Below are 15,218 nucleotides of genomic sequence, written 5' to 3' on the forward strand. Positions count from 1 at the left end.
AACCGAAATCACTTTCGCTGAATTCGATAAGAAGTACACGAAGGATCCACAGGAGAAACAATGGCTAGACGGTCTATTCGAATTTAGGGACGGTACAAAGGTCAACACCGACTTACTTTTCTACTCTGCTAGCGACATTTTCGATTACGCTTCCGTTATTGTTTACGAAGGTAAAATCGCACATATGCAGCTTGAGACGGTTAACTCAATCAATGAAATAGAGAAAGGACTCGGTATTTCATTTTCGGATGATGTTATCGTTGATCCAAACAGAGTAGGTTTCGATATTATCTTTAACGAAAAATTCAAAGATGAAAATATCGCTAGATTTCCGAATGAATGGAATTAAAGAGCGCCCTGGCCGCTATGGTCAAGGCGTTTTTTTGGGGGGACATATAAAAAGGGGCTGCCTTTGATGACAGTCCCTTTAATCTTTGCTGGAAAAACAAATTACAATTGAAAGAAGCCCAATAATCAGGGACTCCTAATTATCAGGCTTCTTTTTTTGCCATTTCGAAAAGGAGGAGAATGGCAGATATGCTGGCTGGCTTCGGCTTAATTTATACTATGTACAAGCTCGCAAAGTGACAGCCTGTTTTTAACAAGAAAAAGCCTAATAACTAGGCATTCACTAATTAAAAGGCTTTTTCTATAGGACTCGTCCTAAACTGGACTTGTCCAATTATGCGGCGGTTTTTTGATTAGTAACCGAAGGAACTGATTCCTAAAATGATAACCAACAGAACGAAAATTACAAGAACGAATGCAGCTTCTCTGCCACGTCCTTGTCCGTAATTCTCACCCATACTATTCACTCCTTTTCTTTTACTCAATCTTATAATATGTACAAGCTATTAAATTGGCAGCCTTTTTTAAAAGCATTTATCAAATTGATGAAAAGGCACATTTTTAAGTAGGACAAACTCTTTGCCCTGTCCCATTAAACGGGTTGTACATAGTATGAAATTGTAAGATAGCTTTTCCACTAACACATAAAGGAGGATAACTATATGGGTGAATACACTGGCGGTGGCTACGGCGGCCAATTTGCTTTTATTCTTGTAATTTTCGTATTATTGGTGATTATTGGCTGTTCAGGATTTTGTGGCGGCGGTTATTAATCAATAGTTTTTGGACCTTTAAAAAGGACTCTCTCATGTGGAGGGTCCTTATTCTTTGCTGAAAAATCTAAATATACCCTTGCTGTTCATTTAACTTAGTCAATACATTTTAAAACGGTAGATCGTCAATCACCGGCCGCAACTGGCGGACAATCTCCGTTATATCGTGCTCTCCGTTGTATGTTACCTTCGCTTCGCCAGAACGTATTCCCCGATCATTTTAATCCATCTTCGATTTTATAGGATCATTTTTGAAAGCTTATCTCTATCGATGAGAATTACTTTGTTAACTTTAGCCAACTCGATTGCTGGATGTGTAAAATACTGATTAGTTACCACAATAGCAGAGGTGGCTTTATAGTAATTCACTGCAGCAACAACTTGCTGAACTGCACTGACTCCAATATTACTATTGTAGCGTTTTGCTTGAACCACGTATTTTTTCCGCCCTTTATGCAATATTAAATCAGCTCCGAAATCTCCAGAACCTTGTGTTACCTCTGCAAGATATCCATGTCGTTCAAAGACCGGTTTTAAAAACCTTTCAAATTCAAAACCATCCATATGATCGATTTCTCTTAGGTCAGTAGGTAGAATACTTTTATATCGAATTAAGCTTTTTAGAAATAAAAATAATCCAAAGAATTCTTTCCGTACAGACTTAAAAGTTAACGCAACCAAGAATGGTAAAGAAAGCATAACTAAACCTGTAGACACCTCATTAGGATTCTCCTTAATGAAATCAAATGTTCCCACGTACCATATATAGACGCTGAACGCAGCGATCAAATATGTCTGAATGTTCTTTTTAGCTCTTCTCACCAGTTTAGCCAATCTTTTCTCACCTCTTATAGAACCTTTCGTTCTATTTTAAACAAGAGGTTTGAAGCCTATACTTGTCCACTTTTGCAATGCACTCTCTATTTTTCGTACAAGTCATCCACCATACAACCTAATATTTCAGCCAACTTAAACGCCTTATATAATGATGGCATACTTTTTCCGGTACACCAATTAGACAACGTATTTGCGGACACGTTTAATTCATTCATAATAAACTCTCGTTTATATTTCGATTGTTTAATAAGTTCACCAATATTACTTTTAAGCATGCGAAACACCTCTATATTTATTTCTCCGTTAGCGACCGGTTTACCTTTCATAAAAATACTTCAATAAATATCCAACTAATTTTGTTATGGACGTGCAAGTTTTTGGGCGTCCTCCCATACTCTTTACCATACGCATTACCAAACGGTCACAAAACGGAAGCGCGAACGGATAAAATCTCGCATTAACCTTACGCATACCAACATCCATAACATTCGCTTTCGGAGTCGTTTTTCTTGCAACTATCTATATCAGATATAGAAGGGAGCGTGGCGATTTGCTATTTGAGGTAGTGTCGACAGCCAGTATGCTCGGAGTTTGGGGCGCTAGTCATTATTTCCGGACGAACACGAAGGACGATAACGATAAAATTCTGAAAATCGCAGAGAACTCCGGCCTGTACAAAAACGGAGAGAAGCTGCGCCTGTACCGTCGGAAACGGGAGCGAAAGAAGAAACCGAATTACACGGAATATGTTTATAAGATTCCGTTAGGACTCGAGCTCGAAGATTTCCTAGAGAAGTACGGAAAATTTAAGGACGGCTTAAATAACCGCAGTCAGCACCGGATTCATTTACGCGACTTTAAAAAGCTGAAGCCGGACCGGAATATCGTTAAGCAAATCCGTAAAATACTCGAAAACCGCGACCAGTTGAATAAGAACATCGAAATGGAGTACGACGGCATGCTTATTATCCGGGTGTATGACAAAGGCCTTACCGATGACTTACCTTATGACGACGAGCTGCTTGCGAAGGTGGGTGGCTGGGAGGTGCCAAAAGGCGTCACAATGCGGGAGTTTATAAAGCATGACTTTGAAAAAATGCAGATGCTCGTAGTGGCCGGAATGACTCGGTACGGGAAAACGGTTTTTCTAAAGAACTCCATTACAACGTTAATCCATAACGAGCCTGATAATGTGAAGCTGACTCTCGTGGACCTCAAGGGTGGATTAGCCTTTAGCCGTTTCTCTAATTGTAAACAGGTTCACACCGTCGCCAAGAACGCGGAAGAATCGTTGCTCGCCCTCGATTTAATTCATGCGGAAATGGGGCAACGCCAGGCGCTATTCTTATCGAAGGGTTGGGAAGACATTGGAGAGGCGGGATGGAAGGAACGGCATTTCATTATAGTGGATGAAGGCGCGGAAATCGCGGGCTTTGAAGACAAGGCACAGCGTGAACGTTGCACGTACTTACTTGGAGAGATCGCGCGTATTGGTGCCGGGCTTGGGTATCGCATGATTTTCGCCACGCAATATCCCGTAGCAGATGTGTTTCCGCGCCAGGTTAAGGCGAATACGAGCGCGGCCTTATGCTTCAAATTGAAGAACAGCACGCAAAGTATGGTCGTGCTTGACCGGAAAGGTGCCGAAGCCTTGCCTGTAGGATTACGTGGCAGGGCGATATATCAGACCGATCGAGACGTTATTGTTCAAACACCGTTTATTAAGAACGATTTTATCGATACGAAATTAACGCCTCACATCACCTTTAGAGCGAGGAGTGAAAAGTCCGGTGCATCATCTAGAGGCAAAGAGGAAGGTACGGGAGGAAGCTATATTACTTACTTTGAAGAGGCTTGATTTCTTAACACGTAATCAAATTCAGGCAATACAAAACCTTAAAAGTGACCGTAATGCCCAGCGAGTTCTCAAGCAAATGGAGGAATATCTAAGCGTAATCCGAGACGGTGAATTTGTTTACTATTTAAACGCAGCAGGCAGGGCGCTTGTAAATTGCGATAAAGTGCGCAAAAGCACCGGCAACATACAGCATAACATCATGCGGAATCACATATACATCGCGTTTGGTTGTCCGGAGTCCTGGCGCAATGAAATGCGGATAAGAAGCGAAGGAGCAACTAAGAAGGAAAACGTTACTTGTGTGGCAGACGCACTTTTTAAGCAGGGCGACGTTTATGTAATCGTTGAAGTCGATAACACGCAGACAATGAAGAAGAATCAGGCGAAGATTGAAAGGTATCGGATACTAAGGCAGCGGGGATCGTTCGGCATGATGGCGCCGAAATTCGTTTGGATTACCAACAGCGAGCACCGTCGCGAAGAATTGAGGAAGCTTAGTGGAGGAATGAACACCCAGGTATTTACTACATCGGATTTCACCGCATAGGAGGATGACAGCATGTTTAAACGGAACAAAACGGAAGTAGTCGGTACAATCAGCAATTTTATGGCCCACAAGGATCCAAAACCTACAAATAGTCGGTTTCAGTATACGGAAGAGGTTCGCGAATCACTGGGCGTCCTAGGGGCGCTAAGTGTAATTCCATTAGCCATTAAGCCATTGTTTACGGAGAAAGTCGCCTTTGCTGCGGAAGCTTACCCGGTTGCAGGTTCCGCCACGGCAGCCACCAACGCTATGTACGATAAGATGCTTCACGCCTTTGATCCGTTGATTACCTTAGTCCAGGCGCTTGCTTATCCGGTGGCAATGGTCGTAGTGCTTGGCGGGGCTCTTTTTATCATGATCGGCAACCGTGAAAAAGGCTTCGGCATGATGTCGGGTGCTGGCCTGGGCTATGCGCTGGTCCAAATGACTCCCCTTGCGCTAAATATCCTCGTTGAAGCTATGAAGGCGATATGATTGTCCGGATTACAAGTCGGTTCGGCGACGTCGACGCGGTACACAAAACACCGCACACCGGAATCGATATTGCCATGCCGGAGGGTACTTCGCTGCAAGCCGTCGGGGAGGGCGTAGTTGACCGGATTTACGACGGAACGGCTGCGATAGGTAAAGGGTTATCAATCCGATATGAAGACGGCAGTGCCGGTTAAGCAGTGGGAAGAAGACGGTCTTCTTACTATTGTCGATGAGCCAGTCATTGATATCTCTCATATCGTTAATTGGTTTGTTGAAATGAGGGAGATATATGGTGTTGATACGATTGTAGCCGATACATTTAGATTGGACCTTGTTAAAACCGCATTAGAAGCAGAAGGATTTAATTTGTTGTATATCCGTAACCCAAAAGCGATTCACTCGCTGCTGGCACCTAAAGTAGAAACAATGTTTGCAAAACAGCACATTATTTTCGATGACAATCCTCTTATGCGTTGGTATACAAACAACGTATATGTTCACATAAAGAAAGATGGGAATAAAGAGTATTTGAAGAAGGATGAAGTGAGGCGGAAAACAGACGGATTCCAGGCATTCATCCATGCCCTATGGCAGGCAGATAATATACTTGTGGATGAAATCGACTTTTTTTTAGCTGGTATCAAATTTTAAAGAGTCGAAAAAATCCTAACAATTAGAGGGGTGTAATACTTTATCATGTAATTCTGTCTCAATAAATACAATCGTAGATTCAACATCGTTAAAAGTTTTAATGTCAGAGGTTCTTAGGTTTGTAATTTCAAAATAAGAACCCTTGTAACACACACATAATATTGGTGTCGATCTATTATCGTTAAAAGTTAATGATATTTCACTATTAGAGTACTGTTTTATGGTTTTCAACATTGTTTTTGCATGCTCTAAGGACATGTTTCTTATCTCCTCCTTAATATAGGGAGTTGACTAAGAGAAGTCTCGTAGTTCCCAGAATAATATGTTTAATAGATTCACCTTAACATGAAAAATCTAATTTATATATAAGAGACTTTGTCGGAATTTAAAATTTATTTTGGTTTATCGTGTCTTTGACCGCATATTAAAGGGGTGATGATTATTGGGGTTTCTGGATGCGATATTAAAAAGGAATAGTGAACTCGGATTCATGTTTGATGTGGAATTTTTCCAAGATACATCCACAAGAATCCATATGAAAAAGCTGGCTTTTGATACATGTGTTTCATTTCTTGGCCGGACGATTAGCCAATCTGAATTCCGGATTAAGGATGGTAAGGAGTTTATAAAGGATGAACTCTATCACCGGTTAAATGTCAGGCCTAACAAAAACATGACGGCCAGTACCTTTTGGCAAACATTCGTCCACAAATTGGTCTATGACAATGAGTGTCTAATCATCCAAGCCGATGACGGGGATCTTCTTATCGCAGATGACTTCGAGCACAACGAGTATGCTGTTTTGGAGGATACATTCACTAAGGTAAAGGTGAAGGAATACGAATTCAAGCGAAGTTTTCGGCAAAACGAAGTCATTCATCTGAGATATAAAAACGAAAACCTATCACCCTTGATTGATGGGTTATTTTCTGATTATGGAGACCTTTTCGGACGCATCTTAAATGCACAAAAGAGAAAGAATCAAGTCCGTGCAACTGTAGATATGGACATGCTGGCAGCGAAAAGTGAACAACACCAAAAGAAGCTTCAGGAATTCATTGATAACATGTACAAAGCTATTGGTGAAAAAGATGTGGCTATCATTCCACAGCAGCCAGGGTTTAAATACTCTGAACAGACAAACGGCGGCGGCTCGGTTAACGGTCAAAGTGTGGATGAAGTAAACAGAGTAACCAACGGCTTCTTGGATCAAGTTGCAATGGCCATGGGTATTCCCACTAGCTTGCTTCATGGAGACATGGCCGATGTAGAGAAGCAAACCAAAAACTATATGCTTTTCACTGTTAGTCCTTTGTTGAAAAAAATAAAGGATCAAGCAGACGTTAAGTTCTTTACCCAGGACGATTACCTGAAAGGGAAATGCATTGATATCTGGCAAGTTTCTTATCAGAACGTTTTTGACCTGGCAACAGCGATTGACAAGATTAGAGCTTCAGGGGTCATGAATGGAAATGAAATAAGAAGCAAGTTCGGCCTGGAAAGGGTGGATGACCCATTGTTAGATAAGTATGTAATGACCAAAAACTATTCTGAGGTACTTGAAGGAGGTGAGAATGAGTGAAGCGATTTAAGAATGAAAGAGCCAACAAAATGGCGGCTACGATCAAGCATGAGTTTAAGGCTGAAGCTACTAATGATACAACAGAAATCACCATCTATGGCGATATCGGTGAATCATGGTGGAATGAATCCGTTTCTGCTAATGATGTCAAAAACGCACTTGAACAAGTTGAAAGTGACACCATTACTATTCGGTTGAATAGTCCAGGTGGTGACGCTTTTGACGGCATAGCCATTTACAATCAGCTTAAAAACCACAAGGCAAAGGTTATCGTCAATGTGGAAGGACTTGCAGCGAGCGCAGCTTCTATCATCGCCATGGCAGCCGATGAACTTATCATGAATACCGGATCCATGATGATGATCCATTAAGCATCTACCTTTACGTGGGGCACTAAGAATGAAATCCGTAAAACTCTCAATGCACTTGAGGGAATCGATAAGTCCATCGCTGATATTTACATGACGCGATATACTGGCAGCCGAGAAGACCTGGATACGCTTGTGGAATCGGAAACTTGGTTCACAGCAGGGGAAGCGGTTGATCTTGGATTGGCTGATAAAGTCAATGAAACGACAGACAATGCCGATACCGAAATCGAAAACCTTAAATCCATTGTATTTAATCTGCAAAATGAATTGTCACAACTAAAAAAACAGGAACCAAGAGAGCCAATTAAAGAACCAGCAGCATCTGCCGCACCTGCAGCCTCTGCCAAACGGAACTTGGGAAGGCTCTTCGTTGACGAGTGCATCTGTAACGGCAGTCGGAAAGAATGCTGCCACCACTGCCGGTGGTCTCACTGGTCTAGATGGGAAAGCATTAGGAGCGGGTAAAAACATAGGTATTTTATCAAAAGGTTTCGGTGTGGCCAGAATTGCCGCAGGAGGCTTAGGCGGTCCGATTGGTATATTGGCTACTATGGCTATCCCTCTTTTAGTGAAAGGGGGGACGAAGTTGTATAAACACCTTAAAGAAGAGCAAATCCCCGCATTAGATAGCTTTGGCAACAAAGTCTCTGATTCTACCTCAAAGGCTGTTCTAGGTTATAAAAAACTGAATTATGAAGCTACAACTGAATTAAATGAGTTGCTTTGGTCTGGAACAACCATTACTAAAAAAATATCAAATGATTTATCAGGTAAATTCGCTGAGATGGCAAGAAAAATTTCTTCTAGTATGAAAAAAGAGTTTGACCAAAGCTACAGCCACATGAATACTTTCTTTCAGAACAGCAAAGCCCTTACTGGAAAAGAAGAACAGGCAATCCTAAACAAGATAAAGGGTAAACAAATTGAACGTGAAAAATCTCTTCAACATATGCAGAATCGACTCAAAGCTATTACAAATCGTGCAGCAAAAGAAAAAAGAGATATAACTGAAGGTGAACAGAGAGAAATCAATCACATTCTAAATAGAATGATGAATATGGCTGTTCAAACTATGTCAAAGGGTGAAGTTGAAGAAAAAGCCATTATGGAACGGCTTAAAAATGCATCCGGAAGCATCACAGCGAGACAAGCTGCAGAAACAATCAGAAACAGTTTAAAATCCAAAAATGCTGCCATCAAGGACGCTGTCACTAAAAGAGATAAAGTAATAGCTGCCGCGATCCGAGAACGTGATGAAACAGGTTCAATTAGTGCTAAAGAAGCGGCGAAAATTATTCGGGAAGCGAATCGACAACATGACCATGCAGTGAAAAAAGCGAAAAGCATGCACAAAAATGTTGTGAAAGAAGCTAAAGAACAAGCTGGTTCCCACGGTAGGTATATTGACGAAGAAACAGGCAAAGTAAAAACAGGTTGGAATTTAATGTGGGAAAAAGTATTCGAAATTATGGGTAAAATCAAGAGCATGTTTGGCTTTAAATCAAACACCACTGCATTAAAGGCTGCGAAGAAAACAAAGAGTGAAGAAGCACGTTACGCCACAGGTACATCTTCCACAGGTCATCCTGGTGGCCCTGCAATTGTGGGGGAAAAGGGAAGAGAGTTGGCCCATATCCCGGGTACAGGTGTTACCATGCTCGGTGCTAGAGGACCTTAGTATCATAGCAATCTTCCTAAAGGTACTTCCGTTTTACCAAACAAGCATACTGAAAGATTATTGAAATCTTATGGTTTCCCGGGATATGCCAATGGTATTGGTACTTTCTTTGATGCAATTACGAAAGGTCCGAAAGCTATTTGGGATTCTGCAAAGTCCCAATTTGGCCTGTCAGATAAATTGATTCCTAGCTGGTTCACTAAGATTAGTGGAAGTCCAGTCAAATATATCTCTAATATAGCAGTTAAGGGTATTCAAGCCCTGCTGGACAAAGCCCTGTCATCCTTTGGTAATTTCTCTGGCGGAGAAGCTGCTATGGCTCGGGCTGCGATTATCCAAGCGCTCCGGATTACAGGACAGCCTATGTCTTGGTTGGGACCGTTAATGACAGTAGCGCAAAAAGAGTCAGGGTTTAACCCAAGGGCAATTAACAATTGGGACATTAACGCCAAGAGGGGAGATCCATCAGTCGGTTTATTCCAAATTATCGGTTCAACTTTTAGAGCGCATATGATGAAGGGTATGGGAGATAGGACTAACCCTTTGCACTCTGCTGTTGCAGCTATCAGTTACCTTATTTCGCGGTATGGTGGCATCTGGGGTCATCCAGGGATTAAGTCAATGTCCAGGGGTGGAGGTTATAAACCTTACGCAAATGGCGGCATTATCCGTAAACCTCACATAGGACTTGTGGGGGAAGCTGGACCCGAAGCCATTATCCCGTTAAGTAAGGCAAAGCGTGGGAGAGCCTTACAGCTACTAGCGAACGTAAGCAGTAAGGTTTTAGGAGAGCCTTCCACAACTGGGGGAAGAAGCGAGGATATGTTAGATGCAATGTCCACACAGATCCATCTCATGCAGCAACAAATAGAGTTGCTTACTCAGCTAGTCCTAAAAGATACGAACGTATACCTGGACAGCAAGCAGATGGAGAAATCCATATCAGATGTACAAAATAAACGGAGTTACAGACAAAACAGGGCGAAGGGAGTGGTAACAACATGAACAGTATGACTTATATAGGTACGTCGTTTAAGTCATTAGGGATTCATGTAAATAAAGTCAATGTACCGTTAGCTCCTGCCATATCCTCTGTAACCACAGACATCCCGGGTCGTAGGGGTGTCCTTTTTTTTGGGAATAACATTGGCGAGAGAACTATCACAATAGACATCACATTACTTTGTGGAAGACAACGCGAACAAAATGATAAAAAAAGACTCCTGGCAAATATGACAATCCATCAAAACGCATTTGAGGGGGAATTGTATTTTGATCAAGAACCAGAATGGGTTTATTACGGTTACTTTTCTGGAGTTGGAGAATGGGTGGAACTTACGGGTTATGACTTGCAAACCTCCCTGACTTTTACATGCAGTGACCCTTTACGTTACGGAGATCACATCACGGTACCAATTACGGGGACTAGAATAGAATTCACACCAAAAGGGGAGCAGACTATTTTCCCTGTTATTCGTGGGATTGCTACGAAAGACAATACCATGGTGGCTGTCACAACAAGGGACCGTTATGTATATGTTGGTGGCGAACTTGATGCAGATTCAGGTGAGGCTCCATTGAAGGAATATGAAACTGTGCTGCATGATCCAGCAACGGATATAGCCCTGTGGGAGAGGGTCAGTAATGAGACTACAAAAAGTGAATAGTTTTTGCATTATTTGTTAGGTTAACAAGAATGTGAACAGTATCTTCCTGCTGCTACATTAATGTTTAGTAATGATAAAAAGTGATATGTTGTGAGGGGTGCTGGATTTTCATGAAAAATAATACAAATGAAGAAATGTTTCGTCAAATCGTCGATTCTTCCGCAGAGACAATTATTATTCAACAAGAAAACACATTCATGTATATAAACCTGGCATGAGTAACATTTTTAAGGGCAGCTTCTAGCGAGGAGGTTATAGGTAAATCTGTATCTGATATCATACCTGAGGAGTATATAGGGCTGACAGCCAGTCATATGAAGTCCATCCTTGAAGAAAATAAACCGACTGGAATCATCGAAAAAAATTACGACGGTTTGATGGTACGCTTGTTGACGTTGAAACAAATTGTACTCCAATTCTATATGAGGGTAAAAAAGCGATTCTATCTGTCGTCAGAGATATAACACAGCGTAAAGACATCGAAAGAGAACTAGAAAAAGTGTCGAAAGAAATATTTGCACTATCAGCTCCAGTCGTCCCTGTTTTAGAAGGGGTAGCTGTGTTGCCCCTTGTGGGAACTATCGATTTTGATAGGGCGAGATATATTCTGGAAAATGTGCCGTTAAAAGTTCAAGAACAGAATGTCCATACTTTAATTAGCGATTTTTCAGGCATCTATGAACTTGATCAAATGGTAATCGACTTTCTGTTTAAAACTAGTGCCGTTCTAGGTTTACTTGGTGTTCGTTCTATTGTTACGGGAATCAGTCCTGCTGTTTCACGAAGCGTGATTCAGCTGGGAGCGGATTTATCTTTAATACAAATATATGGAACTGTACAGCAAGCAATACGTGAACTTGGAGATAAGAAAAGTTTTTCGTAAGTTAAAAAGTTGATGAAGTCAACAGTATTCTGTTGGCTTTTTCTGTCGTATCCGGAAGATTATGTTCACTCCTTTAGGTTTTTCGGAAAATAGTTACAACATAGGAGTATTTTGCTAATATTAAATAGTTAATATCACCTAGGGGGAGAGAAAGTAGTGAAAAATAATATCTTATTGAAGGTTATTTTAGTTTTCGTAATGATGCTAAGTATTTTAGTGCCTTTTTCATCTAAGACAGAGGCAGCAACACTATCAGCAACAGTTACTGCAGCAAAATTAAATGTTAGAGACAAACCTTCAACTGCAAAGTCAACAAAAATTCTTGGAACATTGAAAAAGGGTACAAAAGTAGTTGTATATTCTAAAACTTCAAATGGTTGGTCAGAGATTCGTTATAAGGGAAAGAAAGCTTATGTTAGTAGCAAATATTTAAGTTCTAATTCTAATGAACATTGGATAGGTAATTACTATTTTGAAAGAAATGATAAAGGGGGGAAATGGCGTTTATGGATGACGATTAAGAATCAAAAAAATGGGAAGTTCGATTATTATCTTAAATCGGAGTATTACCAAAAAGCTAATGGTATGTATTATGTAGAGGATTATTTTGGTACTGCAAATTATAAAGGGGTAACAGCTAGTTCTAATAAACTTAATGGTAACCCGAGTGATAATAAAACTAAAATCTCTTTTAACAAGAATAATTCGACAATTAAGATAAGTATTAATAAAAAAACCTACTATAATCAATTTGAAGGCACCTACAAAAAAACAAAGTGAATGCTAAAATAAAGTCGTGCTTTTTGTACGACTTTATTTTTAACAAAAAAATGAAAGGTTTATTATGCATCGTATTAGGATCAGATGCGACACCAATGAAATAATTACCAGATGCTATTTGAAGGAAAAGCACTGTTGTAGAGAGAAATATAGAGTTATAAACAATCTTCATTTGATTGTTTTCTTATTACTCATTGTGCGACCAGTCTCCCTTCAAAGCTGGTCGCTTTTTTTGTAAACACCACTGAAAAGTAGGTGTATTTTTTATGTTCTAGTAACCAAAAAAATCATTCTTTTATTCTCATAAAATTAATTCTTACAAAAAATATCAAATTTACTAATTGTGACATATTTTTCATTCGTTATAACGTATAATCCAGACTGTTATTAAGTTTTCTTACTGAATAACTGGAAGAAGGGGGGACATTTTTTAATTTCTGATGGGTATCTAGTCCAAAAATGGAAACTGTTTTGGATTGGAACGACCAGAAAGTAGTTTTGTTGTCATAACCATTTAAAACTTAGTAGAGAGGTTGATGTTTTTTTGGCTATTCAGTGGTTACACAAACAGAAGAATGGTTTGAAAAGAAATTCAAACATGTTTTTCAAAAAGACACTATCATGTTTAGTTTTATCTGCAGGGGTTTTATTGGGAATAATACCAGTAATAGGCAATTCTAGTGTATATGCAGAATCGAATTCGTGGGATTTTCAGTACACTGGTGCCGTTCAGGAATATACAGCACCATATACGGGGACGTATAAATTGGAAGTTTGGGGTGCTCAAGGAGGCTCACATTACCTACCATGGCGTTACCAACCAGGGGGTTACGGTGGTTATGCTAAAGGTGACATTAGATTAACTGCAGGTGAAACTCTCTATGTTTACGTAGGAGAAGAAGGTTCAAAATCTGGAGGATGGAATGGCGGAGGAAACGGTGGTTCAGAGGATGAATCTGGCATGGGCGGTGGTGGCGGAACTGATATTCGATTAATCTCTGCTACTAGTCCAACAGACCCCGTATCGTTGAATAGTCGGATTATCGTTGCAGGTGGTGGTGGCGGTCATGATGACACTCAAGACTGGTATGCAGGATGGGGTGGTGGAGAAAGTGGTGGAGCAGTCTTCGAAACTGCAGCAGGAACACAAACATCCGGCTATGCTTTCGGGTATGGTCAGAATGGATCTTCATCCACAGCAGGGGGAGGTGGAGGTTGGTATGGGGGTTATGCTGGAGTTAGAACTGAATTTCATAGAGTTGAGTGTGGTGCTGGTGGTTCCGGTTATGTTCTTACCTCTTCCTCTTATAAACCTGAAGGTTACTCTGTAAACCCATCTTATTATTTGACCAACACTCAGTTAATAGCAGGAAACGAACCCATGCCTTCTACATCTGGCGGGAGGCAATATGGTCAATCAGGAAATGGATACGCAAAAATCACCCTTAAGACACTTGCTGACACAACACCACCAGTTACCACGGATGACGCACCAAAAGATTGGGTAAATAATGATGTAACCGTAAACTTGACCGCAACCGATAAGGATGGTTCTGGAGTTGCTAATACGTATTATAAACTTGATAATGATGATGAACAAAGTGGTACTTCCGTTAAAGTTTCGACTCAAGGCATCCACACCATCACCTATTGGAGCGTGGACAAAGAAGGAAATATAGAAGACAAGCATACGGCGACCGTAAAGATCGACAACAGTGCACCTGTTACGACACTAAGTGCGGATCCAGGCACACCTAATGGAAAAAATGGTTGGTACACATCAGATGTCCAAGTTAGTTTAAGTGCAAAAGATTCAGACGGATCAGGTGCAGCTAATACAGAATACCGTCTAAACGGCGGGGAATGGACACCTTATAATGGAGCCTTTACGTTATCTGATGATGGAACGCATGTCATTGATTATCGAAGCACAGATAACGCTGGGAATACTGAACAATTTAATACAAAAACAATTAAGCTGGATAAAACACCACCTACATTAAATATTCGCCTAGACAAAACATCCATATGGCCGCCTAATGGTAAAATGGTTCCGGTTACGGCTATAATTAACGCTTCAGATGCGACTTCAGGAATGGATTCGGTCGTATTAGCATCCATTACAAGCAATGAACGACTTCGATCCGATGATATTCAGAATGCAAAGTATCATACACCTATTACTCGCTCCACTGATACCTTTAAACTTCTTGCAGATCGATTAGGGAAAGGTAAGGGACGAGTGTATACCATCACTTTTAGAGCTACGGATAAAGCAGGCAATGTGACAAACAAGAGTGTAACTGTAACAGTGCCGCATAACAAATCTAATAAATAGATGATGAATATGGAATACCCTGGAGAATATGCATCAGGGTATTTTTTTAATTAAAATGTATCGTGTTAAATTTATCAATGGTCATGCGGCACAAACCAAACACCTGAAGAAGGTGTATTTTTTATATCTAAAAAAGGGGGGATACCATGCCTGAAACATTGGAGGTACCAACTACAGTGAATACAAATCAGAAAGAAATAACGGAATTGAAGGCCGAATTTAAGACACTGGAACAGAGGGTATCAACGTTGGAAAGAACAAGCGACCGTCACGATCAACAAATTATCGTATTGAATGAGAAATTAAACAAAATTGAAGAAAACACAACCTGGATAAAGCGCACAATTACCGGAGGGATTATCACAGCTGCATGTACCGGAATTATTGGCGGCGTGATTGCCATTGTGTTTAGCGTGTGGGGAGGGAATTAA

17 protein-coding genes and 2 pseudogenes are annotated in these 15,218 nt (G+C 40.7%); 16 read left to right on the plus strand and 3 right to left on the minus strand.

All coding sequences use genetic code 11. From position 1 onward, the window contains the following. Positions 1 to 349 (plus strand): hypothetical protein (locus D0466_RS22325; RefSeq protein ID WP_158555941.1); only part of this gene is annotated, 349 nt, incomplete at its 5' end. A 352-nt stretch (positions 350 to 701) separates the two neighbouring features. On the opposite strand, the gene D0466_RS18400 is transcribed toward D0466_RS22325, so the two are convergent. Then, entirely contained in the window at positions 702 to 806 is a 105-nt protein-coding gene (locus D0466_RS18400; RefSeq protein ID WP_117324002.1) for a sporulation protein YjcZ, read from the minus strand. Positions 807 to 1,010: 204 nt separating this feature from the next. Between D0466_RS18400 and D0466_RS18405 the strand changes: the two genes are divergently transcribed. Further along, complete coding sequence (locus tag D0466_RS18405; RefSeq protein WP_117324003.1) at positions 1,011 to 1,121, plus strand: YjcZ family sporulation protein; 111 nt, start codon at positions 1,011 to 1,013, stop codon at positions 1,119 to 1,121. A 237-nt stretch (positions 1,122 to 1,358) separates the two neighbouring features. Here the strand turns inward: D0466_RS18405 and D0466_RS18410 are convergent, their stop codons facing one another. Both D0466_RS18410 and D0466_RS18415 read right to left on the minus strand, forming a co-directional pair. Then, positions 1,359 to 1,955: a restriction endonuclease gene (locus D0466_RS18410; protein ID WP_233522698.1), complete on the minus strand. Its 597-nt coding sequence runs from the start codon at positions 1,953 to 1,955 to the stop codon at positions 1,359 to 1,361. Between the two features lie 86 nt (positions 1,956 to 2,041). Beyond that, the gene (locus tag D0466_RS18415; protein ID WP_325048741.1) at positions 2,042 to 2,284 is read right to left on the minus strand and encodes a helix-turn-helix transcriptional regulator; all 243 of its coding nucleotides are present in this window, start codon (positions 2,282 to 2,284) and stop codon (positions 2,042 to 2,044) included. 239 nt (positions 2,285 to 2,523) lie between these two features. Here D0466_RS18415 and D0466_RS18420 point away from each other — a divergent pair, with 239 nt between their 5' ends. The 14 genes and pseudogenes from D0466_RS18420 to D0466_RS18495 all read left to right on the plus strand — a co-directional run bounded on the left by D0466_RS18420 (position 2,524) and on the right by D0466_RS18495 (position 15,218). Continuing rightward, positions 2,524 to 3,816: an FtsK/SpoIIIE domain-containing protein gene (locus D0466_RS18420; RefSeq protein WP_142919946.1), complete on the plus strand. Its 1,293-nt coding sequence runs from the start codon at positions 2,524 to 2,526 to the stop codon at positions 3,814 to 3,816. Beyond that, the gene (locus D0466_RS18425; RefSeq protein ID WP_158555942.1) at positions 3,803 to 4,363 is read left to right on the plus strand and encodes a replication-relaxation family protein; all 561 of its coding nucleotides are present in this window, start codon (positions 3,803 to 3,805) and stop codon (positions 4,361 to 4,363) included. The genes D0466_RS18420 and D0466_RS18425 overlap by 14 nt, the downstream gene beginning before the upstream one ends. 12 nt (positions 4,364 to 4,375) lie before the next feature. Continuing rightward, positions 4,376 to 4,837 (plus strand): hypothetical protein, encoded by a 462-nt coding sequence (locus tag D0466_RS18430; protein WP_117324006.1) that lies wholly within the window; start codon positions 4,376 to 4,378, stop codon positions 4,835 to 4,837. A gap of 198 nt (positions 4,838 to 5,035) precedes the next feature. Next, positions 5,036 to 5,488 (plus strand): annotated as a pseudogene (locus D0466_RS18440) (terminase TerL endonuclease subunit); the annotation flags it as partial. A 490-nt stretch (positions 5,489 to 5,978) separates the two neighbouring features. Continuing rightward, a complete protein-coding gene (locus D0466_RS18450) occupies positions 5,979 to 7,070 on the plus strand; it encodes a phage portal protein (RefSeq protein ID WP_117324117.1) in 1,092 nt (363 codons plus the stop codon). 29 nt (positions 7,071 to 7,099) lie between these two features. Beyond that, positions 7,100 to 7,906, plus strand: a pseudogene (locus tag D0466_RS18455) (head maturation protease, ClpP-related). Beyond that, positions 7,812 to 9,119 (plus strand): hypothetical protein, encoded by a 1,308-nt coding sequence (locus tag D0466_RS18460; protein ID WP_142919947.1) that lies wholly within the window; start codon positions 7,812 to 7,814, stop codon positions 9,117 to 9,119. The pseudogene D0466_RS18455 and the gene D0466_RS18460 overlap by 95 nt, the downstream one beginning before the upstream one ends. Before the next feature lie 60 nt (positions 9,120 to 9,179). Beyond that, complete coding sequence (locus D0466_RS18465) at positions 9,180 to 10,124, plus strand: lytic transglycosylase domain-containing protein (protein ID WP_233522699.1); 945 nt, start codon at positions 9,180 to 9,182, stop codon at positions 10,122 to 10,124. Continuing rightward, positions 10,121 to 10,786 carry a distal tail protein Dit gene (locus D0466_RS18470; protein WP_117324010.1) on the plus strand — a complete coding sequence of 222 codons (666 nt, stop codon included), beginning with the start codon at positions 10,121 to 10,123 and terminating at the stop codon, positions 10,784 to 10,786. The genes D0466_RS18465 and D0466_RS18470 overlap by 4 nt, the downstream gene beginning before the upstream one ends. A 314-nt stretch (positions 10,787 to 11,100) precedes the next feature. Further along, positions 11,101 to 11,250 (plus strand): hypothetical protein, encoded by a 150-nt coding sequence (locus tag D0466_RS18475; protein ID WP_233522700.1) that lies wholly within the window; start codon positions 11,101 to 11,103, stop codon positions 11,248 to 11,250. Further along, positions 11,202 to 11,669 carry an STAS domain-containing protein gene (locus D0466_RS18480; protein ID WP_407675650.1) on the plus strand — a complete coding sequence of 156 codons (468 nt, stop codon included), beginning with the start codon at positions 11,202 to 11,204 and terminating at the stop codon, positions 11,667 to 11,669. The genes D0466_RS18475 and D0466_RS18480 overlap by 49 nt, the downstream gene beginning before the upstream one ends. A 156-nt stretch (positions 11,670 to 11,825) precedes the next feature. Beyond that, positions 11,826 to 12,449: an SH3 domain-containing protein gene (locus tag D0466_RS18485; protein ID WP_199484587.1), complete on the plus strand. Its 624-nt coding sequence runs from the start codon at positions 11,826 to 11,828 to the stop codon at positions 12,447 to 12,449. A gap of 544 nt (positions 12,450 to 12,993) precedes the next feature. Beyond that, complete coding sequence (locus tag D0466_RS18490; protein ID WP_117324012.1) at positions 12,994 to 14,787, plus strand: glycine-rich protein; 1,794 nt, start codon at positions 12,994 to 12,996, stop codon at positions 14,785 to 14,787. A 146-nt stretch (positions 14,788 to 14,933) separates the two neighbouring features. Then, positions 14,934 to 15,218 carry a hemolysin XhlA family protein gene (locus D0466_RS18495; RefSeq protein ID WP_117324013.1) on the plus strand — a complete coding sequence of 95 codons (285 nt, stop codon included), beginning with the start codon at positions 14,934 to 14,936 and terminating at the stop codon, positions 15,216 to 15,218.

The sequence above is a fragment of the Peribacillus glennii genome (genome assembly GCF_003429105.1).
Lineage (GTDB): Bacteria > Bacillota > Bacilli > Bacillales > DSM-1321 > Peribacillus > Peribacillus glennii.

What these genes read in the sequence shown, in the direction of transcription:
- D0466_RS18495 (WP_117324013.1), top strand. Translation starts at nt 14,934, where the DNA reads ATGCCTGAAACATTGGAGGTACCAACTACAGTGAATACAAATCAGAAA.
- D0466_RS18400 (WP_117324002.1), bottom strand. Translation starts at nt 806, where the DNA reads ATGGGTGAGAATTACGGACAAGGACGTGGCAGAGAAGCTGCATTCGTT.
- D0466_RS18430 (WP_117324006.1), top strand. Translation starts at nt 4,376, where the DNA reads ATGTTTAAACGGAACAAAACGGAAGTAGTCGGTACAATCAGCAATTTT.
- D0466_RS18475 (WP_233522700.1), top strand. Translation starts at nt 11,101, where the DNA reads ATGAAGTCCATCCTTGAAGAAAATAAACCGACTGGAATCATCGAAAAA.
- D0466_RS18450 (WP_117324117.1), top strand. Translation starts at nt 5,979, where the DNA reads ATGTTTGATGTGGAATTTTTCCAAGATACATCCACAAGAATCCATATG.
- D0466_RS18405 (WP_117324003.1), top strand. Translation starts at nt 1,011, where the DNA reads ATGGGTGAATACACTGGCGGTGGCTACGGCGGCCAATTTGCTTTTATT.
- D0466_RS18415 (WP_325048741.1), bottom strand. Translation starts at nt 2,284, where the DNA reads ATGAAAGGTAAACCGGTCGCTAACGGAGAAATAAATATAGAGGTGTTT.
- D0466_RS18470 (WP_117324010.1), top strand. Translation starts at nt 10,121, where the DNA reads ATGAACAGTATGACTTATATAGGTACGTCGTTTAAGTCATTAGGGATT.